Origin of the sequence: Enterococcus sp. DIV0436a (assembly GCF_051711605.1) — a bacterium.
In the GTDB taxonomy this organism is placed as follows: Bacteria; Bacillota; Bacilli; order Lactobacillales; family Enterococcaceae; genus Enterococcus_B; species Enterococcus_B faecium.
In genome coordinates this window covers 963,389-989,247 of sequence record NZ_JBIONA010000001.1, presented here as the reverse complement: position 1 = coordinate 989,247, position 25,859 = coordinate 963,389, and the positions used below count along the sequence as shown (strand labels likewise).

Annotated in this window: 21 protein-coding genes; 4 read left to right on the top strand and 17 right to left on the bottom strand. The window is 39.0% G+C overall.

The features are described from left to right. A complete protein-coding gene (locus IGL15_RS04750; protein ID WP_002334136.1) occupies positions 1-903 on the top strand; it encodes a MurR/RpiR family transcriptional regulator in 903 nt (300 codons plus the stop codon). Positions 904-942: 39 nt separating this feature from the next. Here IGL15_RS04750 and IGL15_RS04745 read toward each other — a convergent pair whose 3' ends face one another. The 5 genes from IGL15_RS04745 to IGL15_RS04725 form a co-directional block, all read right to left on the bottom strand. Then, positions 943-2,823, bottom strand: a complete 1,881-nt coding sequence (locus tag IGL15_RS04745) for a beta-glucoside-specific PTS transporter subunit IIABC (RefSeq protein WP_081156483.1) — start codon at positions 2,821-2,823, stop codon at positions 943-945. 96 nt (positions 2,824-2,919) lie between these two features. Next, a complete protein-coding gene (licT, locus tag IGL15_RS04740) occupies positions 2,920-3,771 on the bottom strand; it encodes a BglG family transcription antiterminator LicT (RefSeq protein WP_002327764.1) in 852 nt (283 codons plus the stop codon). A gap of 325 nt (positions 3,772-4,096) precedes the next feature. Continuing rightward, positions 4,097-5,881, bottom strand: a complete 1,785-nt coding sequence (locus tag IGL15_RS04735; protein ID WP_002377427.1) for an ABC transporter ATP-binding protein — start codon at positions 5,879-5,881, stop codon at positions 4,097-4,099. Next, complete coding sequence (locus IGL15_RS04730; RefSeq protein ID WP_104765244.1) at positions 5,881-7,632, bottom strand: ABC transporter ATP-binding protein; 1,752 nt, start codon at positions 7,630-7,632, stop codon at positions 5,881-5,883. The genes IGL15_RS04735 and IGL15_RS04730 overlap by 1 nt, the downstream gene beginning before the upstream one ends. Positions 7,633-7,773: 141 nt before the next feature. Beyond that, positions 7,774-7,998 (bottom strand): YneF family protein, encoded by a 225-nt coding sequence (locus IGL15_RS04725; protein ID WP_104765245.1) that lies wholly within the window; start codon positions 7,996-7,998, stop codon positions 7,774-7,776. Positions 7,999-8,248: 250 nt separating this feature from the next. Between IGL15_RS04725 and IGL15_RS04720 the strand changes: the two genes are divergently transcribed. After that, entirely contained in the window at positions 8,249-9,835 is a 1,587-nt protein-coding gene (locus tag IGL15_RS04720) for an Nramp family divalent metal transporter (RefSeq protein ID WP_002338976.1), read from the top strand. A gap of 65 nt (positions 9,836-9,900) precedes the next feature. Here the strand turns inward: IGL15_RS04720 and IGL15_RS04715 are convergent, their stop codons facing one another. Further along, positions 9,901-11,676 (bottom strand): glucosyltransferase, encoded by a 1,776-nt coding sequence (locus IGL15_RS04715; protein WP_104765246.1) that lies wholly within the window; start codon positions 11,674-11,676, stop codon positions 9,901-9,903. Between the two features lie 212 nt (positions 11,677-11,888). Continuing rightward, positions 11,889-12,791: a deoxyribonuclease IV gene (locus IGL15_RS04710; RefSeq protein ID WP_002300683.1), complete on the bottom strand. Its 903-nt coding sequence runs from the start codon at positions 12,789-12,791 to the stop codon at positions 11,889-11,891. 278 nt (positions 12,792-13,069) lie between these two features. On the opposite strand from IGL15_RS04710, the gene IGL15_RS04705 reads away from it, so the two are divergent. Continuing rightward, positions 13,070-15,415 (top strand): transglycosylase domain-containing protein, encoded by a 2,346-nt coding sequence (locus IGL15_RS04705; protein ID WP_002296135.1) that lies wholly within the window; start codon positions 13,070-13,072, stop codon positions 15,413-15,415. Positions 15,416-15,751: 336 nt separating this feature from the next. Here the strand turns inward: IGL15_RS04705 and ccpA are convergent, their stop codons facing one another. Then, positions 15,752-16,753, bottom strand: a complete 1,002-nt coding sequence (ccpA, locus tag IGL15_RS04700; RefSeq protein WP_002299439.1) for a catabolite control protein A — start codon at positions 16,751-16,753, stop codon at positions 15,752-15,754. Between the two features lie 209 nt (positions 16,754-16,962). Between ccpA and IGL15_RS04695 the strand changes: the two genes are divergently transcribed. Beyond that, positions 16,963-18,069, top strand: coding sequence for an aminopeptidase P family protein (locus tag IGL15_RS04695; RefSeq protein WP_104765247.1), 1,107 nt, complete (start codon positions 16,963-16,965; stop codon positions 18,067-18,069). Positions 18,070-18,127: 58 nt separating this feature from the next. On the opposite strand, the gene IGL15_RS04690 is transcribed toward IGL15_RS04695, so the two are convergent. The 9 genes from IGL15_RS04690 to liaX form a co-directional block, all read right to left on the bottom strand. After that, on the bottom strand, positions 18,128-18,730 hold the full coding sequence (locus IGL15_RS04690) for a YtxH domain-containing protein (protein ID WP_002294968.1): 603 nt from the start codon (positions 18,728-18,730) through the stop codon (positions 18,128-18,130). Between the two features lie 2 nt (positions 18,731-18,732). Next, on the bottom strand, positions 18,733-19,173 hold the full coding sequence (locus IGL15_RS04685; RefSeq protein WP_002289575.1) for a DUF948 domain-containing protein: 441 nt from the start codon (positions 19,171-19,173) through the stop codon (positions 18,733-18,735). A gap of 124 nt (positions 19,174-19,297) precedes the next feature. Further along, positions 19,298-20,236: a UTP--glucose-1-phosphate uridylyltransferase GalU gene (galU, locus tag IGL15_RS04680; RefSeq protein ID WP_002289574.1), complete on the bottom strand. Its 939-nt coding sequence runs from the start codon at positions 20,234-20,236 to the stop codon at positions 19,298-19,300. A gap of 14 nt (positions 20,237-20,250) precedes the next feature. Continuing rightward, the gene (locus IGL15_RS04675) at positions 20,251-21,276 is read right to left on the bottom strand and encodes an NAD(P)H-dependent glycerol-3-phosphate dehydrogenase (RefSeq protein ID WP_104765248.1); all 1,026 of its coding nucleotides are present in this window, start codon (positions 21,274-21,276) and stop codon (positions 20,251-20,253) included. 43 nt (positions 21,277-21,319) lie between these two features. Next, positions 21,320-22,150 carry a prolipoprotein diacylglyceryl transferase gene (lgt, locus tag IGL15_RS04670; RefSeq protein WP_002289570.1) on the bottom strand — a complete coding sequence of 277 codons (831 nt, stop codon included), beginning with the start codon at positions 22,148-22,150 and terminating at the stop codon, positions 21,320-21,322. 14 nt (positions 22,151-22,164) lie between these two features. After that, the gene (gene hprK / locus IGL15_RS04665; protein WP_002289568.1) at positions 22,165-23,103 is read right to left on the bottom strand and encodes an HPr(Ser) kinase/phosphatase; all 939 of its coding nucleotides are present in this window, start codon (positions 23,101-23,103) and stop codon (positions 22,165-22,167) included. Between the two features lie 166 nt (positions 23,104-23,269). Further along, positions 23,270-23,620, bottom strand: coding sequence for a phage holin family protein (locus IGL15_RS04660; protein ID WP_002289566.1), 351 nt, complete (start codon positions 23,618-23,620; stop codon positions 23,270-23,272). Then, positions 23,620-23,940, bottom strand: a complete 321-nt coding sequence (locus IGL15_RS04655) for a PspC domain-containing protein (RefSeq protein WP_002294972.1) — start codon at positions 23,938-23,940, stop codon at positions 23,620-23,622. Before IGL15_RS04655 ends, IGL15_RS04660 begins: the two co-directional genes overlap by 1 nt. 296 nt (positions 23,941-24,236) lie before the next feature. Further along, on the bottom strand, positions 24,237-25,805 hold the full coding sequence (gene liaX / locus IGL15_RS04650) for a daptomycin-sensing surface protein LiaX (RefSeq protein ID WP_002289495.1): 1,569 nt from the start codon (positions 25,803-25,805) through the stop codon (positions 24,237-24,239). Positions 25,806-25,859 lie beyond the last annotated feature (54 nt).

Sequence of the window (25,859 nt, the reverse complement as noted above, 5' to 3'; positions counted from 1 at the left end):
ATGTTATTACGTGAAAAAATCAAAGAAATCTCCTTTTCTCCTTCAGAAAATGAAGTGATCCAGTTTCTCTTAAGCGATTCTCCAGCACTTGGCGAAATGACCATCCAAGAGATCGCTGAGCGATGTTATGTCCACCCGTCCACACTCATCCGTATAGCAAAAAAAATGGGTTTTGATGGCTGGGTCAGTTTTCGTAATGCTTTTTTAGCTGAAACAGCCTATCTTGAAGGGAATTTTCAAGACGTAGATGCGAATCTTCCTTTTTCCACCACAGACGGTATTATGACGATCGCAAATAAAATGGCTTCTTTAGAACAGATGACGATTCAAGATACACTTTCTCTCATTCATCATGACCAACTGCAAAAAGCTAAGTATTTACTGCTCCAGGCAAAAAAAATCGTGATCTTCGCCAGTAACTCGAATACTTTGATTTCTCAAGATTTCATGCTGAAAATGAAGCGCATCAAAATGGATGTCACAATTGTCACCACTTTTGGTGAATCATTCTATGAAGCGTACAATTGCACGAGCGATATGTGCGGGATCCTGATTTCTTATACGGGTGAAAATAAAGTGATTCTTCGTACCGCAGAAATATTGAAACAAAATCATGTTCCAATTTTAGCTTTGACCAGTATCGGTGATTCAACGCTATCTGCAATGAGTACAGCCGCTTTGCGACTTACGACACGCGAGCGACTGTATTCAAAAATTGGTAATTTTACGATCAATACATCAATTTGTTATCTTCTAGACGTGTTATATAGTTGTGTTTTTGCAGAAAATTATCAACAGAATTTAGTCCATCTAATTTCTGTCGGTCAAAAATTCGATAAACGCCCTATCAGCTCAGCCATCATGAAAGAGCCTTTCAATTTTGAAAATAAAGAAGTGGAATAAAAAGAATAGTTAAGCCTAGTCCATTCTTCACCTAACCGTTCAGGTCAGTGCGGTGATAAGTGCATCGTCTGGCCCGACCGTCTCCCCTTGGTTTTCCAAAATATCCAAATAATCCGTGTAATTGGTGACGATCACAGGTGTTTCTAAACTGTATCCTTCCTTTTCGATTTTCTTTTTGTCGAAGCGTAGCAACAGATCGCCTTGTTTCACTCTTTCTCCTTGCTGCACTAAGCTTTCAAAATATTTCCCTTCCAACTGCACAGTATCCAATCCGACATGAATCAGCAATTCCAGCCCTGTTTCAGAAACCATTCCAATTGCATGTTTCGTCGGGAACAGGGTCATGACTGTTCCGTCAAAAGGGGCACGTACTTCTCCTTTTTCAGGGTAGATTAAGATTCCTCGACCTAGTGTTCCTTGTGCAAAAGCTGCATCCTTTGCTGCATTTAGTGGAGCGATTTGTCCTTGTATCGGTGTTTTTACAATTTCTTTACCTGATTTTTTCTGTATATCATCTGTTTCACCTGCTTCATCCTTCCAAAAGAAAAAAGTCAGCGAAAACCCGATTACCGAAGCAATAGCAATGCCGATAAACGCTTGAAACATACCACTGGCGTCTGTTTCCGTGATGTAGTTTACCACCCCAAAAATCCCTAACCCGCCCATTGTGTAGCTGATTGTTCCAGATGCCATCAAATAGATTCCTGAAACAGCACCACCAATCATCGAGTAAATAAATGGCTTCTTCTTCGGTAAGGTGATTCCATAAATGGCCGGTTCTGTTACGCCGAAGATTCCTGAAATCACAGCTGGCATGCAAAGCGCCTTCATTTTTTGATCCTTGAACTTGAAATACATCGCCAATACCACTGCTGTCTGTGCAAAACTCGCGCCATAAACGCCTACTAACATCTGACTCCACCCATTTTGCGCTAGCTGCATAATCGCAAGAGGGATAATACTCCAATGAAGTCCGAAAATCACCAGTACTTGCCAAAGAAACCCTAGAACTGCACCATACACAGCTGGAGAAAAGTCCATCAATGCTTGGAATCCCGTGCTTAATAGATCTGTCAGTATACTGACAATCGGACCGATAATCAAAAAGCCAGCAGGAAGTGCGATTAATAACACAGAAAAAGGAACCAAAAAGGTCTGGACGACTGCAGGAATCCATTTCTTGGCAATTTTTTGGACTTGTCCGGCAAATGCGATAATGAAGATAACAGGTACGACGCTACTGGTATAACTGCTGCCCACCCATGGGATACCCAAAAATGTTTCATAAGCCGGAAGCCCCAGCAAGCTATAAGGCGCAGGACTGCCATCAGGGAAACCACTTTGTAGTGCTGCTCCTTGTACAGTCGGATAACAAAGTGCTGCACCAATCACGAGCCCCACCATCGGATTCAGATGAAATTTTTTCGCTGCTGTGTACCCTAAGATCACTGGCATGAAATAAAAAATTGCATCCCCTATCCCATTCAGCATGATGTACGTACCCGATCCTTCAGTATAAAATTTGAGAAACAAGAACAAAGCATTTAATCCTTTGACCATTCCCGCTGCAGCCAAAGCACCTAAAAAAGGCTGGAAACAGCCACTTAATATGTCGATTAATCGATTGAACAGATTACTACTTGAAGAAACCTCTTCTTCTGCTTCATCGGAAATCCCGGCTACTGTCAGTACTTCTGCATAGACATCTGGCACATGATTCCCGATTACAACTTGATATTGCCCGCCGCTTTTCATGATGGTGACTATCCCTTCCATCTTTTTCAAAACATCATCCTTTGCTTTATTTTCCTCCTTTAGTTTGAAACGAAGTCGCGTTACACAGTGTGTCAAGCTACGGATATTTTCTTTTCCTCCGATATTCTTTACGATGTTTTCTGCTAATTCCTGGTATTTTCCCATTTCTATTCCCTCCAATTAATTAGTGGAAGGTTTAGCCAACTGAATGTCACTACCCTTATTTTCATACGTTCTTGTTAATTTGTCCTCCTTTTTTATTTATTTACAACGATTCTCATGCACTAAACGCGCAGTATGGATCGTTAAATACATTTTTTCATCCGTGGACATCTGGTAGTCGAAAGCCCCGGTTAAAAAGTCTGCTATTTTCTCAACGCAACCAAACGTATCCTTATATTTTTTTTGAATAACTTGGAACAATTCCTCAGAAACTTCTCCATCTTCTGATTTCGCTCCATCTAGAACACGTGTCAGAAAAAAACGCAGGTGTGTGACGAATCGAAAAAAGTGGACTGAATCTTCATCAAATGTAATCTTATAGTAATAGCGAACGATATTTAAAATATCCTGTATTGTTGTGGTAAACAGGTAGGTATTGTCTTGCTGGCTTTGAATGCCTTGTGCATTGACTAAATGCAATGCGATAAATCCGGCTTCGTCTTCTGATAACTTGATGTGGTATTTATCCGAGATTTTCTTCACTGTTTTTTTCCCAATGGCATACTCTTTAGGAAACAGTTGTTTGATATCATACAGCAATACATTTGGCACAAAGATCCCCATTTTTTGACGTTCGATAGCTGTATACAAGTGATCCGTCAATGAAATATACACAGAATCATTTAAATGGACTTGCAGAGCCTCTTTTGTATATTCAATGATTTCACAAGAAATTTCTAAGTACTCAAGAGGAATCGCTTGTGCCAATTCTTGGAACTGTTGTGAAAGTCCGTCATTTGTCAACTGAAATTTTTTGTCGATGCATGAGTCAAGAATCGGGTCACCCACCTTCTTTTTGAATGCCAATCCTTTTCCCATCACAATCATTTCCCGATCTCTTTCATCCCTTGTTATTACGACGTTGTTATTCAGTACTTTCTCAATCAGCATGTTTTGCTCCTTTCCATGATATATAGGGCTGTATCCAAAACAAAAAGAAAAACCCAAAAAGCCGTCCATGAAACCATGGGAGACTCATTAGGTTTAGCTTGCATCAGGCAATCACTATCCAAGTTGTATCGTTTTCTTTATATTATCGAAAGCAAACGATTTTGTCAACGCTTTCTTAGGGGCTATTAGGCACTTCTGACTAGCTGACGTCGTCTTTTTTAAATCTGGTAACTACGACACTAACTCTCACAGATGAAAAATATGGGAAGCTATGTTTTATTTTCACTCTAGTGCTTAGGTCAAAATGCTACTGTCACAACATCTTTTATATACCACTGCTTTGCAGTTTGTACATATCTGCATACAAACCATTTTGCGCTAGAAGTGTTTCATGATTCCCGCGTTCTACTATATGACCTTTGTCTAAAACTAAAATCAATTCTGCATCTCGAATCGTTGACAGCCGATGGGCAATCGCAATCGTTGTCCGTCCTTGACGCATTTTTGCCAATCCTTCTTGGATCAATCCTTCTGTTTCAGTATCGATATTTGCTGTTGCTTCATCCAATACTAGAATTTTAGGATCAGTCACGATTGTTCGCGCAAAAGTGATCAGCTGTCGTTGTCCACTAGAATAGCTAGCACCATGTTCGATCACTTTTGAGTGATATCCTTTTGGTAATTCATCGATGAATTTGTTTGCTTGAACAAACTCAGCCGCATGGCGTATCTGTTCGTCTGTGATAGCTGGATTCATCATCCGAATATTTCCTGCGATATCCCCATAAAACAAGAAAGCATCTTGCAAGACCAGCCCCATTTTCTTACGTAACTCTTCCATTGGATATTCTCGAATGTCATGATCATCAATCAATATCTGACCTTCATAAAATTCGTAAAACCGCATCAATACATTGATGATCGAGCTTTTCCCACTTCCGGTGTGTCCCACTAATGCAACGGTCTCTCCCGGATTAGCAACAAAAGAGATATTGTTTAATACATTGTGCTCTCCATCATAAGAAAAGCTTACATTGCGAAACTCAATCTTACCTGAAGTAATCATTTGATCTGCTCCAGGGTTTTGTTGTGGTGCATATTCTTCCGTATCCATAATCTTCAAGATACGACTACCAGCAACCATCCCATCTGTGAAGATGCTCAAAAAGTCCATCATTTGAGACATTGGATTAAAAAATCCCTGGACATAGGTCGTAAATGCATAGATCAGTCCAACTTCTACGGGAGAATGCAACGCATCGATCCCAAACAAAGTCAACACCAACGCAATCGCCAATGCATATAGAAAATTGATGATTGGACTTAACAGAATCGAATTCGTTTTGATCATCGCATAACGCGTGTCTAAATACTCATTGTTCACTTGTTCAAATTCTTTAGCTAAACGAGCTTCTTGGCGAAACTGCTGGATAATACGCATGCCGGAAATCGATTCATTCAATTTCGTATTCAGCTGACTTAATTTTTCTCGCATATTCCGGTAAATACGAGAACTAAATTTCTGGTAATACCAGATGACGATTCCTAAAATTGGCAAGAACACCAAAGTCCACAAGGCAATTTCTCCATTGATTTGAAACATGGCAATGAATGAAGAAACGACTGCAAAGATCCCAGTCAATACCATCAAAAAGACGTACCAAAATTCAAATAGCGTTTCTGTGTCATTCGTCACTCGAGAAACGGTTGATCCTGCCGGTGTCTGATCAAAATAACGCATACCTAGTGTATGCAGCTTTTCAAATAATTTTACCCTAATATACTGATAGGTCTTCAATGAAGCCATGGAATACAAATACCATTGGAAAAACCAAATGATACTTTTTACTATGACTCCAAATAAGTACATACCAGCAAAAAACAAAATAACTTGTGTCGTAGCCGACTGTTTAGCCAGATGATCATCCATAAAAGTTTGGATGATCCTTGGCAATAGGACATTGATCACAGACAGAGCAAACGCAAATAAGATAGCAACGATGAACGTTCTTCTAAAAGGTTTGGCGAACTTCATCAGTCGTGTGATGATCTTTTTCTGTTCTTTAAGTGGAATCGATTTTGTCCATTCCGATTGATAATTTTCATCCATCAGGCCTCGCCTCCTTCTATCTTCGCTTCTAATTGCTGTTTCTCCCACATTTGTTCATACCAGCCGCCTAGTGCAAGCAGCTCATGATGGGTTCCTCGTTCAATGATTTTCCCTTGATCGACAACAATGATTTCTTTTGCATGCATCACGCTACTTAAACGGTGAGCTGAAATGATAGTTGTTTTCTCTTTTCTTATTTCTTTTAAATTATGCAAGATAGCTTCTTCTGTTTTGGCATCTACTGCAGAAAGTGCATCATCTAATATTAATAATTCAGGATTTTTGATCAATGCTCGAGCAATCGAAATCCTTTGTTTCTGTCCGCCAGATAAAGAGACTCCACGTTCTCCAACTAAGGTATCATAACCTTTTGGTAATTCCTTAATTTCATTGTTGATAAATGCTAAAGAAGCCGCATGCTCTACTTCTTCTTCTGAAAGTTTTGGATTAGAAAAACGGATATTATCTCGAATGGTCATCGAAAACAAGAAGTGATCCTGAGGCACATAGCCGATTGATCCTAATAAAGCATTCAATGAATATTCTTTGATCGAACGTCCGCCAAATTGGATTTTCCCTTGATAATCATCGTATTCACGCATCAGTAATTTGATGATCGTCGTTTTTCCCGCACCAGTTTTCCCAACAATACCTAATGTTTCTCCTTCTTGGATTGCAAACTTGATTTGTTCTAATGCTGGTGATTCTTCTTTCGGATAATTAAAAGAGGAAATAGCTACATTCAGCTCGCCTTTTGCCGGGGTCTGCACTGCACCCAGTTGTTCCACGATATGCGTTTTTTCATGCAAAAGTTCATTGACGCGATCATAAGAAGCATTTCCTCTTTCCAATACGTTGAACAATCGACCAATCGCAAACATCGGCCAAACAAGCATACCGATATAACTAATAAATGAGACCATCTGCCCGATCGAGATCGTGCCTTCCAAGACATACTTTCCACCTAAAATAATTGTTGCAACATAAGACAGACCGATAATCAAGGTAATGAATGGATCAAATAAGGAGTCTAAAAAATTGACTCGTTTGTTTTTAATAATTGCATCTTCAATCTTTTCTTCAAAATCCGCTAGATCTTCTTTTTCTTGTCCAAATGTTTTAATGACTTTGATCCCAGTGATACTTTCTTGTGTCTTATCATTGATACTAGAAAAAGCTTCTTGCGAATCACGAAAAGCATCATGGAGTTTCGACCCCAGCACTCGTGAAGTGACGGCCAGCAAAGGCAGAGGAATCAGCGCAATCAGTGTTAAGCGCCAATCAATAAACAAAATCATCGCAATGATCGTTGTTCCGCCCGTAATCACTGAATCTGCAAAGGTCAAGATACCAGCTCCTGCTACATTCTGGATCGCATTCAAATCATTCGTTGCATGAGCCATCAAATCCCCAGTCCGATATTTTTGGTAAAAGAGATTGTCCATTTCTGTAAAATGTTTGAATAACTGCTGCCGAAGTTCTTTCTCCAACCGAGCTGCACTTCCCCAAATATTCGTCCGCCAGATATAACGAAAAAGATATTGTAAAAAAGCAGCGATAATCAATAGGAAGATCCACCCGAAAATGATCTTTACTGATAAATTTTTATCGGCAATCTCATCAATGATGATCCCAATCACTTTTGGAGGAACTAACTGTACCAAGGCCACTGCGAATAGCGAGAAAACCCCAATTAAATAATGTTTCTTTTCCTGATGAAAAAACCAGCCTAACTTTCTAAAAATCGACATTTTACTCCTCCTTTGTCTTTATCAAGAGCCTAGGATTGTCTGTGCTTGTCTTTTTTGCTGAATAATCTGAATAGTCTAACAAATTACGAAATAAAAAACGGACTGAAAAAATCAGCCCGTAAAAAGTCGTTGGGTCAGAACCTATTTTTTCCCTTGGTTCTTCATTTGCTGCATCATCTGGCGAATTTTCTTCTCAGATGGTTTTTGCCCCATTGACATCATCATTGATCGCAACACGTCCTCATTAACGGGAGGATTTTTTTCTAAATAGTCTTTCATATATTTACGCGCTAGGAAAAAGCCACCTACTGCGCCGATTAGCAAAGCAATAATAGCAATAAGTACGACAATACCTGTTGATAACATATAAATCTCTCCTTTCTATTTCCGAATTGCTCTCAATGACTTATTTTACTAAAGTTTATTGAAAAAAGAAAGGCGTATTCTTTAGTTTCATGCAAAAAATAGTGGTTTTTTTAGAGGAGAACAAAATTTCTTTCGTCATTCAGCAAGACGCGCCACGAAAATAAATTAGGCATACCGAATCTTTTTCTTTAATTTTTTCTTTTTGAGGTGTAGAATGTAATCGTAGATAAATAGGAAAGGTGGTTTTTTCTTGAATAATCAATCCAACAAACAATTTCATAAGCATCGACTTATTGAACATACAAATGGTTTATCTTTAGCTGAAGTAAATGGAACAGTTGATGTACCAAAGGGGAAAAGTTTTTTTAAAACACTTCTTGCTTACTCTGGACCAGGTGCATTAGTAGCAGTTGGTTATATGGACCCGGGTAACTGGTCCACTTCGATCACTGGTGGACAAAATTTCCAATATTTATTGATGTCAGTTATTTTGATGTCTAGTCTGATTGCTATGCTTTTACAGTATATGGCAGCAAAATTAGGAATCGTGACCCAAATGGATTTGGCCCAAGCAATCCGAGCACGCACAAGTAAGACATTAGGTGTCATTTTATGGATATTGACTGAATTAGCTATTATGGCAACAGATATTGCAGAAGTAATTGGTGCAGCAATCGCCCTCTACTTACTTTTTGATATTCCATTGGTGATTGCCGTCTTTATTACTGTATTAGATGTTTTCGTTCTCTTACTACTGACAAAAGTCGGGTTTCGTAAGATCGAAGCACTGGTTGTCTGCTTAATTTTCGTCATTTTATTCGTTTTTGTCTATCAAGTTGGCTTGTCTAACCCAGATTGGCACAGTTTATTTGCTGGCTTTATCCCTAACAGCCATACATTCTCCGACTCACCTGTCATTGGTGGCGAAACTCCGCTAACTGGAGCATTAGGGATTATTGGCGCAACAGTCATGCCACATAACTTATATCTACATTCAGCAGTTTCACAAACTCGGAAGATCGATCACCAAGACGAAGAAGATGTAGCACAAGCTGTACGTTTTTCTACTTGGGACTCTAATATCCAATTGTCGATGGCTTTTCTAGTCAATGCACTGCTATTGATCATGGGTGTCGCTGTCTTCAAAACCGGTTCTGTCCAAGATCCTTCCTTTTTTGGTCTGTATGAAGCTTTATCTGATCCATCAGCTATGAGCAATGGTATCTTGATTGCTGTAGCAAAATCTGGTATCTTGTCCACTTTATTTGCTGTAGCACTTCTTGCTTCTGGCCAGAACTCTACTATTACTGGTACGTTGACCGGTCAAGTCATCATGGAAGGATTCATCCATATGCGTATCCCGATTTGGCTAAGAAGACTGGTCACACGGTTGCTTTCTGTGATTCCTGTATTGATTTGTGTTTTGTTTACAAGTACAAAAGGAACGATCGAAGAACATACCGCTTTGAATAACTTAATGAATGAATCCCAGGTGTTCTTGGCTTTTGCGTTGCCGTTTTCGATGATTCCTTTACTGATGATGACCAACAGCCAAGCGGAGATGGGTAGCCGATTTAAAAATTCATTCATCGTAAAACTTCTTGGCTGGTTCTCTGTGATTAGTCTAACTTACTTGAACTTACGAGGATTACCAGGACAGATCGAAAGTTTCTTCGGCGAGCAAGCCACCTCAGCTCAACTAGCATTGGCTGATCACATTGCTTATATAATCATTGTTCTTGTCCTTCTCCTGTTGGCATGGACGATTGGTGATTTATATAAAGGAAACAAAAAATATGAACAACGTTTGCAGGAAACGGTAGAAGAAATCGAATAGAAACTGATTTTTCCACACAAAGACCCTTGATAGTTAGGTTAAAAATCTAGCTACCAAGGGTCTTTTTATTTAGAAGATAAAGCTTTTTTCAGATTTAATTTACTGAAAACTAGCATGCTTGTTACTACGATGAATTGCGTTAATGGCACGCCTGCGCCAGTGTAGACACTTAAAAAATAATCCTTTTTTTCTGGCGCATAAGAACAAAACCACGAGACACCGAAAAGAAAAACCAATTGTGTCAGTATTAATCCGGTGACCACAATCAAAGAGGAACTATAATAGGCACGATCAGCTTTTGCAAATACGGTTCCTAGTATCATAAGTAATATCCCTGCTATTGAAGCAATCAGCACGGGAATAGCCAGAACTTGGTAAATTTTTATGATGACATTCGCGACTTTTGCTGATTTTGTTAATTGGAAATTAGGTGTTCTCGGTTCATTACTATCGATCCAATTCTCCATTAGCGGAAGGTTTAATAATTCTTGAGCCTGTTTGACTTGTTCTTGCGTTCCGAAACTATAATTTCCTCCTTGATGGAAATCTTTATATCGCCATGCATAAGCGTATCCTGATTGAAGGAAATCGAATACGATTGGCAGATCACTCATCGTCTTTCCATCTCCTGATCCCATCAGATAGAACTCTTTTTTCTTTTTGATGGTTCCCTTGTGATAGGCTTCTTCTAATTCTTGGTTGACTTTTTTCCAAAAATCATTGGTTTCTTTTGCATTGTTTTGGTAATAACCAGATTCGCTTACCACATCTCGCAATGCCCAAAAGATGATATCTCCGGGTAATTCTTTTACTTTTCCACCTTGGGTCCACGCGTGAGTCGTATATAATTCGTCAATACGGGTAGAAACAGTATGGAATGTAGGAGATGCGGCTAATGCTTTATTTAGTGCAGCATGTGAGACCCATATCTCACTGTTTTCTTTATTCAAGTTCGTTTCATCATCTATTCGGATCAGTTGTTTCATCAAACGTCCAAATTCTCCACTGGAACGGTCATTGATGGTTGCAATACCGTATGTTGTCTCATTTTTATATTCGATCCACTGATAGACGATGGAAAAGCCAACTATAGGAAGTAAAAACAATGAAAGTTTCAGCCATTCCCGTTTCGAGAGAAGAAAGAGTCGTTTTTTTAACTTCTTTACTTCTTTGAAAGAAAAGTCTTGCCCTAGCAAGATCTGGACGAAACTGATACCCAAAGCTACTACAGTAAAAGGAAGAAGCCAGATAGAATCTTCGCGAATGAACCAAAAGAAAGGAAAAGTGACAGAAAGCCCTAAAAACCATGGCAGCAATTTTCTGCTAGAACCGTATTTGCGGTAATAAATAGCTAATAAACAAGCGATAATGATCTCAACAGTCGGAATCACGAGGGCATTACGATACGTTCGAGTGGAATATTCATGTGTAAAACTAATCGGAGAAAACAAAAAATAAAAATAGATACTTAAAAGAAGATACTTGTTCTTCACGATCGGTTTAAACGCGAGTGCAACCAATATACTGGCAAAAATACTGAACATGCCGAACAAAACTGCATAAGAAAGATGCAGTTTATGTGCAAGTACTAAAAATAAGCTGTAGGAGATTCCTTTGGAAAGTGTTGTAGTCGTATACTCCCCTAGCCATTTACCGTCCAAAATATTTTGAGCATAGCGAATCAGCAGCTGGTCATCATAGGTTGCCGACATGTCTGTTCCATAGATTGCTTTACTATATAAATACAAACGAATAATTGTAAATAATAGGGCTATGCCAAGAATAAAGTATGTATGTTTCTTTTTTAGTTGGTTGATCAAGGGTTTTAAAGTGTTCAGCATCTTTTCGTCCTTCCAATCACGTTTTGCCACTTGCTTGTGAAACTTTTCGTTTTTTTACTTTTCTACCAGTATACCCTGTTTGTCTAAATTTAAAAAGAGGGGGGAGAAGATGCATGATGAAAAAGACTGCAAAAAGTACTCCTTTGTTTCTTAAACAAAAAAGGACAAGGCAATGTGCCTGGTCCTTTTTTGCTGCTGTCAGATAGAAAATCTTAGAGTATCACTTCTTCTGCTAATAACTCAGGAAACACTTCTGGATCGAATGTTTGCGCTTTGAACATGGCGATTTCTTTTCCATATGGTGCGTAAGCTTTCTTTTTATCTTTGCCGACATAGGGAGTTTCCAAGATTTTCGAAATATTGTCAAACATTGGATCATGGACGATCTTATTCAGCGTGTCGAATCCGATTGTTCCAAAACCAATATTGGCGTGCCGGTCTTTATGCGAACCTTGCGGATTTTTAGAATCATTGATATGGAGTACTTTAAGCCGATCTAACCCGATGATCTTATCAAACTCTTCCATTACACCTGAAAAGTCTTCTTTAATATTATAACCGGCATCATTCGTATGACAGGTGTCAAAAGTAACGGATAATTTTTCATTCAATTTTACTCCATCGATGATTTGCGCTAATTCCTCAAATGTTCGACCGATTTCCGTACCTTTACCTGCCATTGTCTCCAAAGCGATTTGTGCCGTCTGTTCTTTTGTCAAAACTTCATTCAAGCCTTCAATAATTCTAGCAATTCCGGCTTCTGTTCCTGCCCCTACATGAGCACCTGGGTGAAGTGTAATTTGAGTAGCGCCTAAAGCTTCCGCACGAACAATCTCTTCTCTCAGAAATTGGACGGCAAAAGGAAACATTTCTGGTTTGATCGTATTCCCCAAATTAATGATATAAGGGGCATGAACGACGATATTTGTTAGACCGTTTTCTGCCATGTACGCTTTTCCGGCATCAATATTCATCTCTTCGATGGCTTTTCTTCTAGTGTTTTGAGGGGCGCCTGTATAGATCATAAAAGTCGAAGATCCATAACTGGCTGCTTCTTCTGCTGCTCCTAACAGCATTTTCTTTCCGCTCATGCTGACGTGTGAGCCTAATAACATGGATGGATTCCTCCTTGAAAGGCAATTGTTACTAACAATTCCTATATATTGGTAAAATGATATACAAAGAAAATGATTGATTTTTCTTTGCCCTGTTCTCCATAGTAACTGAAATTTTCTCTAAAGAAAAGCTTAAGAACTCTTTTATAAAAAAGATCATTTTCTCACGTTTTAACTCCTTTAAAAAAGAAATTCCTGCCAAAAACAGCCTTGTCTGTTTTTTTGTTCTATTATTTGCTATAATTAGCGAAATAAAACCATTAGTTGAGGTGACCCTTTTGCCACGCAAAAATACTCGAAAAAAACAGAATAGAAGAAAAAAAGAAAAATGGTTTGTTCCTAAGATTATTTTTAGAGTTTTTCAATCATTGACTGTTTTTATTACTGTTCTTCTCTTGATGTTCGCAGCTCTAGGTATTGGAATAGGCGCTGGCTATTTTGCCTATCTCGTCGAAGACACACAATTGCCGACTAAAAAAGCACTGCAGACAGAACTAGGAAACATTACAGAAACGTCAAAGATTGTTTATGCAGATAATACAGAGATATCAAAAATCCAGACAGATCTGATGCGCACGACTATTTCATCTGATAAGATTTCTCCTTTATTGAAAACTGCAATTATCAGCACAGAGGATGAATACTTCGATAAACACCAAGGTTACGTTCCTAAAGCTGTTTTACGAGCATTAGTATCTGAAGCTACTGGTATTGGCTCTTCTGGTGGATCAACTTTGACACAGCAATTAGTCAAACAGCAGATCCTTACAGATGAAACAACATTCAAACGTAAAGCAAACGAGATCATTCTTTCTGCACAAGTAGAAAAATACTTTTCAAAAGATGAGATCATTGCTACGTATTTGAATGTCTCACCATTTGGTCGTAATAATAAGGGGCAAAACATTGCTGGAGTCCAGGAAGCTGCAAAAGGAATCTTTGGTGTAGATGCAAAAGATGTTACTCTGCCGCAAGCTGCTTACATCGCTGGATTACCCCAAAGCCCGATCACGTATAGTCCATACACGAACACAGGCGCGCTAAAAGAAGATCTTTCTGCCGGCCTTGCCAGAAAAGATTTTGTTTTATTCAGTATGTATCGTGAAGGCCAAATTACGAAAGAACAATACGAAGAAGCAAAAGCCTATGACCTTACAAAAGACTTTCTACCACAACAAATCGCAGAACAGACTGACAGAGAATTCTTGTATTATACTGTGATGAATGAAGCAACAAGAATCATTGCACAACAATTGGCTGAAAAAGACAACGCTGATATGTCTGATTCATCGGTCAGTGACGCTTATTATCAAAAGGCACAGCAAACGATCCAAAATAAAGGATATACAATCCATTCGACAATCGATAAAGATGTCTATGCTGCATTGCAAAATGGAGTTGAAAATTATGGATACATGTTAGATGATGGTGCTGGCAGTCAAGTAGAAACCGGAAATGTATTGATGGATAACAGAACTGGCCGCATCTACGGATTCGTTGGCGGACGGAATTACAGTCAGAATCAAAATAACCATGCCTTCGATACAGAACGTCAAGCTGGCTCATCAATCAAACCAGTTCTTGTTTACGGACCTGCAATCGACATGGGGCTTATCGGATCAGAATCCCGTGTATCAGATTATGCAACAACTTGGCAAGAAGGAGAAAATGCTGGCGAGAAAATCGTCAATGCTACTAACGAAGGATCGAACACCTTCCAAACCGTCCGTGAGTCACTAGAATGGTCCAACAATATCCCGGCTTATCACTTATATCAAGATGTGTTGAATTCCGGTGGATCGAAACAATATGCTTACGAGCACTACTTGGCAAAGATGAACTACCCGGCAAATGACAATTGGGGCGTTGAATCTGCTCCTTTAGGTACAGTAGATGTCACGACGCTTCAACAGACCAACGGATTTCAGGCTTTAGCAAACGGCGGGGTCTATGAAGAAGGCTATATCATCGATTCCATCACAGATAACGCAGGAAATGTAATTTATAAACACGAAAGCAACTCTGTCCGGATCTATTCGGAAGCAACGGCATCGATCATGAATGACATGATGCGCAGTGTGATCAATGCAAAAATCACTACACCATTCAAAGATGCCATATCAAGCTTAAACGGAAATCTAGGAAAAGCAGATTGGGTCGGAAAAACTGGTTCTACCAATGAATACCGAGATTCATGGCTAATTGTCTCTACTCCGTCTATTACCATCAGTAGCTGGGCAGGGCACGATGACAATACTGGAATGGACAGCAAAGCAAGGATACGTTCGGCTAATTATCTTGCCAATCTGATCAATCAAGCTTACCAAGCAAAACCTGACATTTTTGGCACTGATGAGAAATTCGAATTATCATCTGATGTGATGAAGAAAAAAGTATCTGGATTTACTGGTCAAACACCTGGAAAAGTTACTGTCAATAAAAAATCCATCCAAACACCTGGAAAAACAGTTGAATCGCTATGGGCGAAAAATGGACCGAAGAAAAGCGCCTTTAAATTTGGCGTTGGTGGTACCGATGAAAACTATACAGATTACTGGAACACCGCTTCAGCTTATGCAAGAGCGAATCAAGCAACCAAAGAATCAGATGAGAAAGATGATTGATTTAATAGAATACACAGTAATAAGGGATTGTGACAATAGTATTGTCACAGTCCCTTATTTTTTTGATGGTGGTGAACAAAATGCAGCATCTATACACGGATTGTTTTATATACGATAAATGTAATTTCAATCACTTTCTCTCTTTTTTAAGACACAAAAAAAGGATTATAACAAAATTTTGTCATAACCCCTTTTCCCGAATAAACGGTGTTCTCCTGCCAACTCCGAATCACGAGTCACAATATTCATCAAACATGAAATGCTGTTTTTTGAAATTGCTCCTTGTAACGCAGAGTTAAACGGCAGGCTCACAACCTCTGAATGGTTGTCCTTTTATTATTTTGTAGATCCTTTTTCTTCGATTCCATAAGGCAAGATAATCGTTTTTTCTTCGACTTCTTCTTTATTCATCATTTTCGTCAATAGGCGCATAGATACCGCCCCTAAATCGTATAATGGTTGTGTGATACTTGTTAAACGAGGACGAGCTACTTCTGTCAGTAGTGAATTGTTACTTGTGATGATTTCGAATTCTTCCGGTACTTTCACGCCACGGTCTAATAAACCATCCAAAATACCGATGGCTAATTCATCATCTGAAACATAGACAGCTGTTGCACCGCTATTATGGATCCGATCGACTAGAGATAGACCATCTTTGAAGTTGTATTGTGCTTCAAAGATCAATCCTTCGCTATATGGTAGGTTATTTTCGCTTAATGCTTCTTTATAGCCTTTCAGACGATTTTGTCCATTGATAGGATCGATCAACGCACCACTGACAAAAGCGATTTTTTTATTGCCGTTTTTTGCCAATTTGTTTACTGCATCTTTTGTTGCTGATACATAATCAATGTTTACGCTACCTACTTGTTCATCTGGATCAATAGAGCCAGCTAATACAACAGGAGTTTTTGAACGTGAAAATTCTCCACGGATTTCGTCTGTGATATGGTGACCCATGAAGATCACGCCGTCCACTTGCTTAGCCAGTAAGTTATTCAATACATTGACTTCTTTTTGGTCGTTACCATCTGAATTTGCTAAGATAATATTATATTTGTACATTGTTGCCACATCATCGATACCACGTGCTAAAGAAGCAAAGAACATATTGCTGACATCAGGGATGATTACACCAACTGTTGTTGTTTTCTTACTTGCCAAGCCACGCGCAACTGCGTTTGGACGATAATCCAAGCGATCGATAACTTCCAAGACTTTTTTTCTTGTTGCTGGTTTAACGTTTGGATTGCCATTTACGACACGTGAAACAGTAGCCATCGAAACATTTGCCTCTCTCGCTACATCATAGATAGTGATTGTTTGCTTTTCCATTTGTGTTCTCCTATTCATATTTTATATGTTTTCTGAAAATACGTCTTACATTTCTAAAATAGAATATCAAATAATCTCAAGAATTGCAACCGTTTTATCTCTGTTTTCATGAAAATTTTTACTTTTTTCAGTTTTTAGAACGTTGGTCTTTTAATAAATCAGTGGTACAATTATTGAATACAAAATTAATTTAGAAAGTAGGTTGCCAAATGAATAACGTAAAAATCAATGAACTACGTCAATGGATGGCACAACACCAAGTCGAATTGGCTTATATCAGCGACCCTGGCCACATCGCTTACTTTTCCGGATACGAAAGTGATCCTCATGAGCGTGTACTAGCTCTTTTTATCCCTCTTGAACAAGATCCTTTCCTTTTCACTCCTGCTTTGGAAGTTGAAGATGCTCAAAACAGTAGTTGGGCGTATGATGTCCGTGGCTATTTAGACAGCGAAAACCCTTGGGAGATCATCGGAAAAGAACTTCGTGCTCGCTATGGTCAGCCTGGCAATGTAGGGATTGAAAAGAACGCCTTGACTGTCGAGCGCTTCGATGCTATCTCTGATATCTTGACGGGAACGGATTCTTACACTGATCTAACTTCCATCATCCAACGTCTACAACTGATCAAAACTCTAGAGGAAAAAGACAAACTGATCGAAGCTGGTAAATGGGCCGATGTTGCATTTGAGATTGGCTTTAAAGCAGTGAAAGAAGGCGTGACTGAACAAGCGATCATTGCAGAAATTGAATACCAATTGAAAAAACAAGGTGTTTCACAAATGTCTTTCGACACATTAGTCCTTGCAGGAGCAAATGCTGCAAGCCCTCATGGTACACCAGGAAACACGAAGATTTCACCGAATGAACTTGTGTTATTCGATCTTGGCGTTGTTTGGAATGGCTATTGCAGTGATGCTACTCGTACAATTGCTTATCAAAAACCAACCGACTTCCAAGTAAAAATCTACAACATCACTCTTGAAGCACAGCTTGCCGCACAAGAAGCCGTCCGTCCAGGTGTGACAGCAGGTGAACTTGATCAAATCGCACGAAACGTGATCAACAGCTATGGCTACGGCGAATATTTCAATCACCGTTTAGGTCATGGGATCGGAACAACCGTCCACGAATTCCCTTCCCTTGTAGAAGGAAATGACTTAGTAATCGAAGAAGGGATGTGCTTCTCTCTTGAACCAGGAATCTATATTCCTGAAAAAGTAGGGGTACGTATCGAAGACTGTGTATATGTGACAAGCGATGGCTGTGTGCCATTCACGACTACACCAAAAGAATTACTTGTTTTAGAAAAATAAGAGTAAAAAAGGTGAGAGCTAGTCCGCTCCCACCTTTTTATTCTATAAATTTGTGATTTTAGTGATTTGTAGATGAATCTGTCATTGTATCTTTTATTTCTTTTTTAGCTTCTTTCGCATCTTCTTTTGCCATTTTCATCATTTCTTTTGTGTCATCTGCAACTGGTTTTGCTTCTGACATTCCTTCATTGACAGTATCTCCTGCTTTACCAGCAGCGTCTTTTACATCAATCATGATATCTTCTGAAGTATCTTTAGCAATACTTCCTAATTCATCTGCAGGTTTTTTCATATCTTCTGCCGTTTTTTTGAAACGATTAGATAAATCAGCTGATTGTTCTTTAAGATTTAACAAGATATCGTCAGATTCACTTCCTGCTTCATCTGCTGATTCACTTACTTTTTGTTTGACACTACCTGCTAGATCACCTGCTTGTTGAGAAAGATCTTGCGCTTTTTCTTTTGCAATACCTGTTAACTCAGTCGATTTTTCTTTCGCCATATCTGTGTAATCTGAAGCCATATCCATCAAATCATCCGCTTGGGCAGCTAATTCATCCCGAAGTTCTTTACCAGATTTTGGTGCTAACAATAACGCGGCGATTGCTGCGGCTGTTCCTCCGACTACTGCACCTAATAAAAATCCACCTTTTTTAGCCATTTTTATTTTCCTCCTGTCGTTTCAGTATGTTTTTTGTTTTTAAAAAATTTCATCGCTGTCCCACCGACTTTTCCGGCAACCGTCGCTTTAGCTGTCGTTTTACCGATTCCGCCGACTTTCGTCGCGATGTTTTTACTAGAATGATTAAGTTCTGATACACTTTCACTTAAATCAGCAACTGCTGTGAACAATGGATCGATCGTTGCGACTTTTCCATTGATATCCAAGAGCAGTTCATTACTTTTGACCAGCAAGCCTTCTACTTGTCTAGACAAAAGATCTACGTCTTTTGTGACGATTTCGATCGTCGTATTTGCTTCTGCTACAGTCTGATCTACTTTTTCTAAAGTTTTAGAAACTTGCAACAACACACGAACGATAAAAACGACAAGTATCGCAAAGGCGATTGCTGCGATCAATCCTGCAATTTCTCCTCCTGACATGATCAAACTCCCTTCTTGTCTCTCTTTTCTATAAGGATAGCATTTTCGTGTTTTTTAAACAAATAAAAACGAGCTTCAACTACTTTTTATTCAATTAGCAGCTGAAGCTCGTTAGAAAAAAGGGTTATTTTTTCTTTTCTTCTTTGATTTCTGTTATTCCTTTTGGATTATGATCGATCTTGCTTCCTTCTGCTTCTAATGTTTTACCTAAAGACAGGATGTACTCACGTAAAGGTGCACCTACTTCTGGATGTGTTAGACCATATTCAATGCTTGTTTTCATAAAACCAAATTTGTCACCGACATCGTAACGTTTACCTGTGAATTTACGGGCAAATACGCGTTGTGTTTTATTCAATGTATCGATTGCGTCAGTTAGTTGGATTTCATTTCCGGCTCCTGGTTGTTGCTCGGACAATACATCAAAAATTTCTGGAGTCAATAAGTAACGTCCAATAATAGCTAAATCACTTGGTGCTTTGCTTGGATCTGGTTTTTCAACAAAGTTTTTGACATTGTATAACCCATCTTCCAATACTTCTCCTGGATTGATAATTCCGTATTTTGAAGTTTCATCATGAGGAACTTGCATAACGGCGATCGTAGAAGCATGAGTACGTTCGTAATCATCGATTAATTGCTGTGTCAATGGTACTTCATCTTCCATGATATCATCGCCTAGCATAACGACAAATGGTTCATTTCCAATAAAGGCTCTTGCTTGAAGAACGGCATGTCCTAAACCCTTTGGATGAGATTGACGGATGAAATGCAAGTTGACATCTGTCGTTTCTTCTACTAATTTCAATAATTCGGTCTTTCCTTTTTCACTTAGGTTTGTTTCTAATTCAATATTTGAATCAAAGTGATCTTCGATTGGTCGTTTAGCTTTTCCTGTAACGATCAAGATGTCTTCGATACCTGATTTCAACGCTTCTTCAACGATGAACTGGATTGTTGGTTTATCAACAATTGGCAACATTTCCTTTGCCATAGCTTTTGTTGCTGGTAAAAATCTTGTTCCTAATCCTGCTGCTGGAATAACTGCTTTTTTGACTTTCATATACATTCGCTCCTTCAAAAAATTGTTAATGAGAATTCATTTTCTTTTTTCCCATCACGTAACATGATTTCTTTTGCGGCTGTTTTGATTTCTTTTTGTTCATACAGCACTTCATAGATTGTTTGAGTGATGGGCATTTCGATTTCCATCATTTGGGCTAGTTCCATCGCTGCTTGGGTAGTATTCACACCTTCAACGACCATTCCCATATTGGCTAGCACCTCTTCTAGGGGCTGCCCTTGTCCTAACAAGTTGCCTGCGCGCCAGTTCCTAGAATGAACACTTGTGCAAGTAACGACTAGATCGCCTACTCCGCTTAATCCGATAAAGGTCAGCGGGTTGGCACCCATTGCTACACCTAAACGGCTGATCTCAGCTAATCCGCGCGTCATGATTGCTGCCTTTGCATTATCGCCAAACCCTAAGCCATGAATAGCGCCAGCACCAATAGCAATAATATTTTTCAAAGCTGCCCCCATCTCTACACCGATCACATCAGGATTGGTATAGATCCGAAAATAATTATTCATGAACAGCTCTTGTACATATTTTGCTGCTTTTGCATCTGTACTTGCTGCTGTGATCGTAGTGATGTCATGTTTCGCTACTTCTTCTGCATGGCTTGGTCCAGAAAGAACAACAACAGCTTTTCTTTTTTCTGATGGGATTTCCTCTAACAAGATGTCAGAGATCCTTTTATGTGTTCCCTGTTCTAATCCTTTACTTGCATGGATGATCACTGGCTTTGTATTCAATTTAGGCACTAGTTCTTTTGCAACAGAACGTATTGCTTTCGTTGGAATGACGAATAGCACCGCATCTGCGTCTTTTACTGCATCTTCCATATTGGTGAATGCTTGGATGGAATCGGGTAGATAATGATCTGGTAAATAACGTTGATTCGTGTGTTGGGTGTTGATTTCTTCTACTTGTGAAGCACGATGTCCCCAAATCCGAACGTCATGTCCATTTTCGGCGAGGACTTGTGCCAAAGCAGTACCCCAAGAGCCTGGTCCTAAAACCGCTACTCTATAATTCATTTTACCACTCCTGAAATTTTTTTCATTTTTAACGCTCTAAAAATCAGATAATTTGTTGATTTTTTCCTAATGAGCGGTCATAATCCGGTAAATTTCCTTTTTTTCTGCGCCAAATAAATAGAATCAATGTACCGACAAATAACACAGCAGATAATAATTGAGAAATACGGATCACACCTAAAAAGTAAAGACTGTCTGTACGTAATCCTTCAATAAAGAAACGCCCGAAACTATACCACATTAGATAACATAAAAGGACTTCACCTTTTTTCAAAAGGTGTGGTTTCTTTCGTAAAAACAAAAGCAAAATAAATCCAATCAAACTCCAAAGTGATTCATAAAGAAATGTTGGTTGACGATAGATCCCTTCGATATACATATTATCAATGATGAATTGCGGTAAATGCAGACTTTCTAAGAAGCTTCGCGTCGTGTCTGGTCCATATGCTTCGTGGTTCATGAAATTTCCCCAACGACCGATTGCCTGTGCTAATAATACACTTGGTGCAGCGATATCTAAAAAAGTCCACAAAGAAATAAAATGATATTTAGTAAAAAAATACAGCGTGATCGCGCCTGCAATCAGTCCGCCATAAATAGCTAAGCCTCCTGAACGGATATTGAATATTTGGATTGGATCAGCTATATACTGGGGAAGATCAAATAAAACATAATATAAGCGAGCGCCAATAATGGAGATAGGCAATCCCCACAACATAAAATCTGTCACATCATCTGCTTTTAATCCTACCCGAACAGCCTCTCTGCTGCTAAGCCACATGGCGATAATGATACCTGATACGATGATCAATGCATACCAGTAGATAGGAATCCCTACAAGCTCAAAAGCAACTCGATTGATTTGTGCTAACATATTGTCACTCCTTGCTAGTCGTTGCCTGAGTTTTCTTCAATCAAGCGACTTAATCTTTCTTCAAATGTTTTCGTTGCGTCAAAGCCCATTGTACGTGCACGGAAATTCATCGCGGCTACTTCAATGATGATTGCAACGTTTCGTCCTGTTTTGACAGGGATTTTTATTTGTGGAATGCCCACTTCCGCGATTTCAACGGTCGTGTCTTCAGAGCCCAGACGGTCGTATTTCTTATCTTTTGCCCATGCTTCCAGATAAACAGCCAACTGGACTTGCATAGAGCCACGTACCGCACTCGCACCAAAAAGATTCATTACATCAATGATCCCGATTCCTCGGATTTCAATCAGATGTTCCAGGATTTTAGGCGGTTCTCCGATCACCGTTAATTCATCTTGCTGATAAACATCTACTCGATCGTCTGCGATCAATCGATGACCGCGTTTGATCAACTCCAACGCTGTTTCACTTTTTCCTATCCCACTGTCACCTTGAATCAGTACACCTAATCCGTAAACATCCACTAAAACACCGTGGACACTTGTTCGAGGGGCAAGGCGACCATCTAAATAACTGGATAATTCTCCTAATAAACGAGAAGTTGAGATGGGAGAACGCAGTACAGCTATCCCATTTTCATTTGCTGCCTGGATCATTTCTTCTGGAGCCGGTAATCCTCTTGAAATAATAAATGCGGGCATATCTTCACTACATAATCTTCTCATGATGATCAAACGCTCTTCTGGGATCATCCGTTCCGCAAAACTGATTTCTTTACTGCCAAATAGCTGTAAACGATTATGGGAATAATAATTAAAATAACCAGTCAACTCTAGTCCTGGGCGTGAGATGTCCCCAGTTACGATGACACGGTCTAAGCTTTTCTCGTCGCCTGTCACGATTTCCAAAGATAATTTTTTCACTAATTGGCTAACTTTTACAACTTCTGACATTCATGCTACCTCATTTCTATTAGAGTGTTCTCTATCATTTTATCATTGTCTAGCCAAAAGTACTACCAATTAAAAAAAACGTTTTTATTTAATTACCAATGTAATAGAAAACGCATTCCTGATTCTAAATAAAAAAACTGCGCCGATAGTTCGGCACAGCTTTCTTTTATTTTCTACTGTTATGTTCGCTGACAATTACATTGACAAGCGACATCAAGATAGCTACTAACAACGCTGCACCGAATGAAGAAAAACTAAAATGTTCTGCTCCCACAAAAAAGGAGGTCATTTTAAGAATCGCTGCATTGATAACAAACGTAAACAATCCCAATGTGACTAATGTAAAGGGCAGGGACAGTATCGTCAAAATCGGTTTGACAAACATATTCAACACAGACAATACGAAGCTGGCAAGAACGGCCGTCCAAATACTGCTCACATGGACCATCGCAGGAAAAAGAACAGCCAATGATATGAATGTTAACGTATTAACTAAAATACGTTGAAAGTACGACATTAAAAGTCACTCCATTCGTCATCATCGATTTTTTCCGCTTCTTTGCGTTTTTTTGTTTGTTCACGAGTTTGTTCACGATAATTGTTTTTTTCATAATATGCATTGTTATGTCCATAGTTTGTTCGTGCAGAACGCGCAGATGGGATAATCAAAGCTAATAAAATGTATAAAATGATTGGACTTCCAAAAGCAACTAAGCTCAGGAATACATAAAGCACACGGATAACAGTCGGATCAATCCCGATATATTCTCCTATTCCTGCTAAAGTCCCTGTCAAAACAACATTTTTATTGGATTTTGTCAACTTTTTTTTCATCATGTCTCACCTCTGTTCTACTATTTTAAATGAAGAAAATCGTTGTGACAACCTTCTTCTTAATCGGTGTCTTTCTGCAAAATTCTCGGTCACAAATTACCATATTCATAAAACGTGACGAGCTTTTTCTGAAATTATTCCTTGTGACTCGGCGATAATTGGCAGGTTCATAATCTCTTGGTAAACGGTGTTCAAGAGATAGCCTATCGGCAATAAGGCACAATTTTGTAAAATAGGGGAAGCTATTTTACAAAATCGCTTCTTATTGCTCAAGGCTGAACATCTCTTTCACAACCTCTTTATTTATCTGTATCTTTTAAATAGATACTTCCTGTTGTCGTTGAAAGTTGCACTTGCGCGATTTCACCATCTGAAACACGACGGAATTGCAACATTTGGTTTGTCCGTTCTTTTTTCTCACGAACTACTTCGTAATTGGACAGACGGCTATTGATACTTCCAAGACTTGTTTTAGCATGTCCTTCCAAACCGATGCCATCTGGTAAAGCGACTTTGACATTTCCGTTCACTGAACTTGCTTCTACTTTTTTCAAATTATCTTCTTTAATCGTAAGACGTACATCACCATTTACTAAAGACACAGAAAGGTTTTCTGCTGTCGCACCAAATGTCACTGTACCATTTACTGTTTCGATAATAGAATCTAAGATGTTCCCGTTTCGAATATCGATATTGCCGTTTACACCTTCTACTTCCAGCATCGTTGCAGTTAATTGGTCCACGATGATGTTACCATTCGTAGATTTTGTATAAATATCTTTAGCTTCCAATGTTTCAATCATGATGTTGCCATTTAGAAGTTTAATAGCTGCGTGGTCGTATACTCGTTTAGGTAAGTAGAAAACAAGGTCTGCACGCACACGTTTATTTGGAATTTGGAAGGAGATATGATCTTCATTAACCTCAATCTGGCTCCGTTCAGAGAATGCTTCAAATGGTTCAGCACCCATTTTTCCGTAAAGTTTGATCTTAGCTTCAACTTTCACATCGTTGCTGTCCCACGTTTTTAACGTCACGTTTCCGTTTGCTGCCTTGATATCAAGGATACTTGCTGCAGGAGCTTCATAGTAAAATTCATGCTCAAATTTCGTTGTCGCAATCCCAGGGACACGTAAGCTGACATCTTTCCATTCCATGTTGTCATTCACTGTTTCTGAAACAGTTTGGAATGTTTTCTTCAAGAATTTGCCTAACTGTGATCCAGCTTCTGACATTTTTTCGCCTACTTGATTCAGTGTATCTGTTGCTTGATCTTTCCAATCATCTGGCAATTCAAACTTATCAGTAAACGTTTCTTTTTTCTCAGACCATTGATTCTTACGGATATCTTTTAATTCTGCTTCTAATTTCAATTGTTCTTCTAACAGTGTATCGCCACTAGCTTCTAATTCTTTGATTTCTGCTTCTAACGTCTGACGCTGTGCTAATTCTTCTTCTGTCAACTCGCCTAATTCTTCTTTTGTATTCAGCTGCATCAATGCTTCCTGTTTCTCATTGCGTGCTGCCTTATTGTCAGCGAATTGAGCATTTACTTCATCTAGACGCGCCGAAGTTTTATTCGCTTCAGTTGCTAGTTCATCTAAGATCTTTTCTAAGTTTTCTTGATCTTGTCTTTCTCTTTCCTTTGGATCAACTGGCTCAGAAATTTCTTCTTCGCCGTTTTCAAGTTTATCGATCAATTGACTTGCCTGATCTTTTTCTTTATGACTAGCAGTTACCTTGTCTGCTTCTTTTTTTATTTGCTTTTCGTCTTTTTCAGTTGCCATGCTTTCTAATAAATCTAAGCCTTCTTCAGTCGAAAGGATTCCTTTTTTCACTAAATCTAAAATACGTTCTCTTTCTTTCATGGAAATTGCCTCCTTAAGCAAAATTGTTTGCAAGCTTTTCCTTACATCCATATT

Excerpts from the sequence above, each read along its gene's own strand:
- IGL15_RS04735 (WP_002377427.1), bottom strand. The coding sequence starts at position 5,881 with ATGGATGAAAATTATCAATCGGAATGGACAAAATCGATTCCACTTAAA.
- IGL15_RS04710 (WP_002300683.1), bottom strand. The coding sequence starts at position 12,791 with ATGTTATTAGGCTCACACGTCAGCATGAGCGGAAAGAAAATGCTGTTA.
- IGL15_RS04690 (WP_002294968.1), bottom strand. The coding sequence starts at position 18,730 with ATGGCTAAAAAAGGTGGATTTTTATTAGGTGCAGTAGTCGGAGGAACA.
- IGL15_RS04750 (WP_002334136.1), top strand. The coding sequence starts at position 1 with ATGTTATTACGTGAAAAAATCAAAGAAATCTCCTTTTCTCCTTCAGAA.
- ccpA (WP_002299439.1), bottom strand. The coding sequence starts at position 16,753 with ATGGAAAAGCAAACAATCACTATCTATGATGTAGCGAGAGAGGCAAAT.
- IGL15_RS04745 (WP_081156483.1), bottom strand. The coding sequence starts at position 2,823 with ATGGGAAAATACCAGGAATTAGCAGAAAACATCGTAAAGAATATCGGA.
- IGL15_RS04725 (WP_104765245.1), bottom strand. The coding sequence starts at position 7,998 with ATGTTATCAACAGGTATTGTCGTACTTATTGCTATTATTGCTTTGCTA.
- IGL15_RS04660 (WP_002289566.1), bottom strand. The coding sequence starts at position 23,620 with ATGTCGTACTTTCAACGTATTTTAGTTAATACGTTAACATTCATATCA.
- galU (WP_002289574.1), bottom strand. The coding sequence starts at position 20,236 with ATGAAAGTCAAAAAAGCAGTTATTCCAGCAGCAGGATTAGGAACAAGA.
- IGL15_RS04730 (WP_104765244.1), bottom strand. The coding sequence starts at position 7,632 with ATGTCGATTTTTAGAAAGTTAGGCTGGTTTTTTCATCAGGAAAAGAAA.
- licT (WP_002327764.1), bottom strand. The coding sequence starts at position 3,771 with ATGCTGATTGAGAAAGTACTGAATAACAACGTCGTAATAACAAGGGAT.
- IGL15_RS04655 (WP_002294972.1), bottom strand. The coding sequence starts at position 23,940 with ATGATGAAAAAAAAGTTGACAAAATCCAATAAAAATGTTGTTTTGACA.
- liaX (WP_002289495.1), bottom strand. The coding sequence starts at position 25,805 with ATGAAAGAAAGAGAACGTATTTTAGATTTAGTGAAAAAAGGAATCCTT.
- IGL15_RS04715 (WP_104765246.1), bottom strand. The coding sequence starts at position 11,676 with ATGCTGAACACTTTAAAACCCTTGATCAACCAACTAAAAAAGAAACAT.
- IGL15_RS04685 (WP_002289575.1), bottom strand. The coding sequence starts at position 19,173 with ATGTCAGGAGGAGAAATTGCAGGATTGATCGCAGCAATCGCCTTTGCG.
- IGL15_RS04675 (WP_104765248.1), bottom strand. The coding sequence starts at position 21,276 with ATGAATTATAGAGTAGCGGTTTTAGGACCAGGCTCTTGGGGTACTGCT.
- IGL15_RS04695 (WP_104765247.1), top strand. The coding sequence starts at position 16,963 with ATGAATAACGTAAAAATCAATGAACTACGTCAATGGATGGCACAACAC.
- lgt (WP_002289570.1), bottom strand. The coding sequence starts at position 22,150 with ATGTTAGCACAAATCAATCGAGTTGCTTTTGAGCTTGTAGGGATTCCT.
- hprK (WP_002289568.1), bottom strand. The coding sequence starts at position 23,103 with ATGTCAGAAGTTGTAAAAGTTAGCCAATTAGTGAAAAAATTATCTTTG.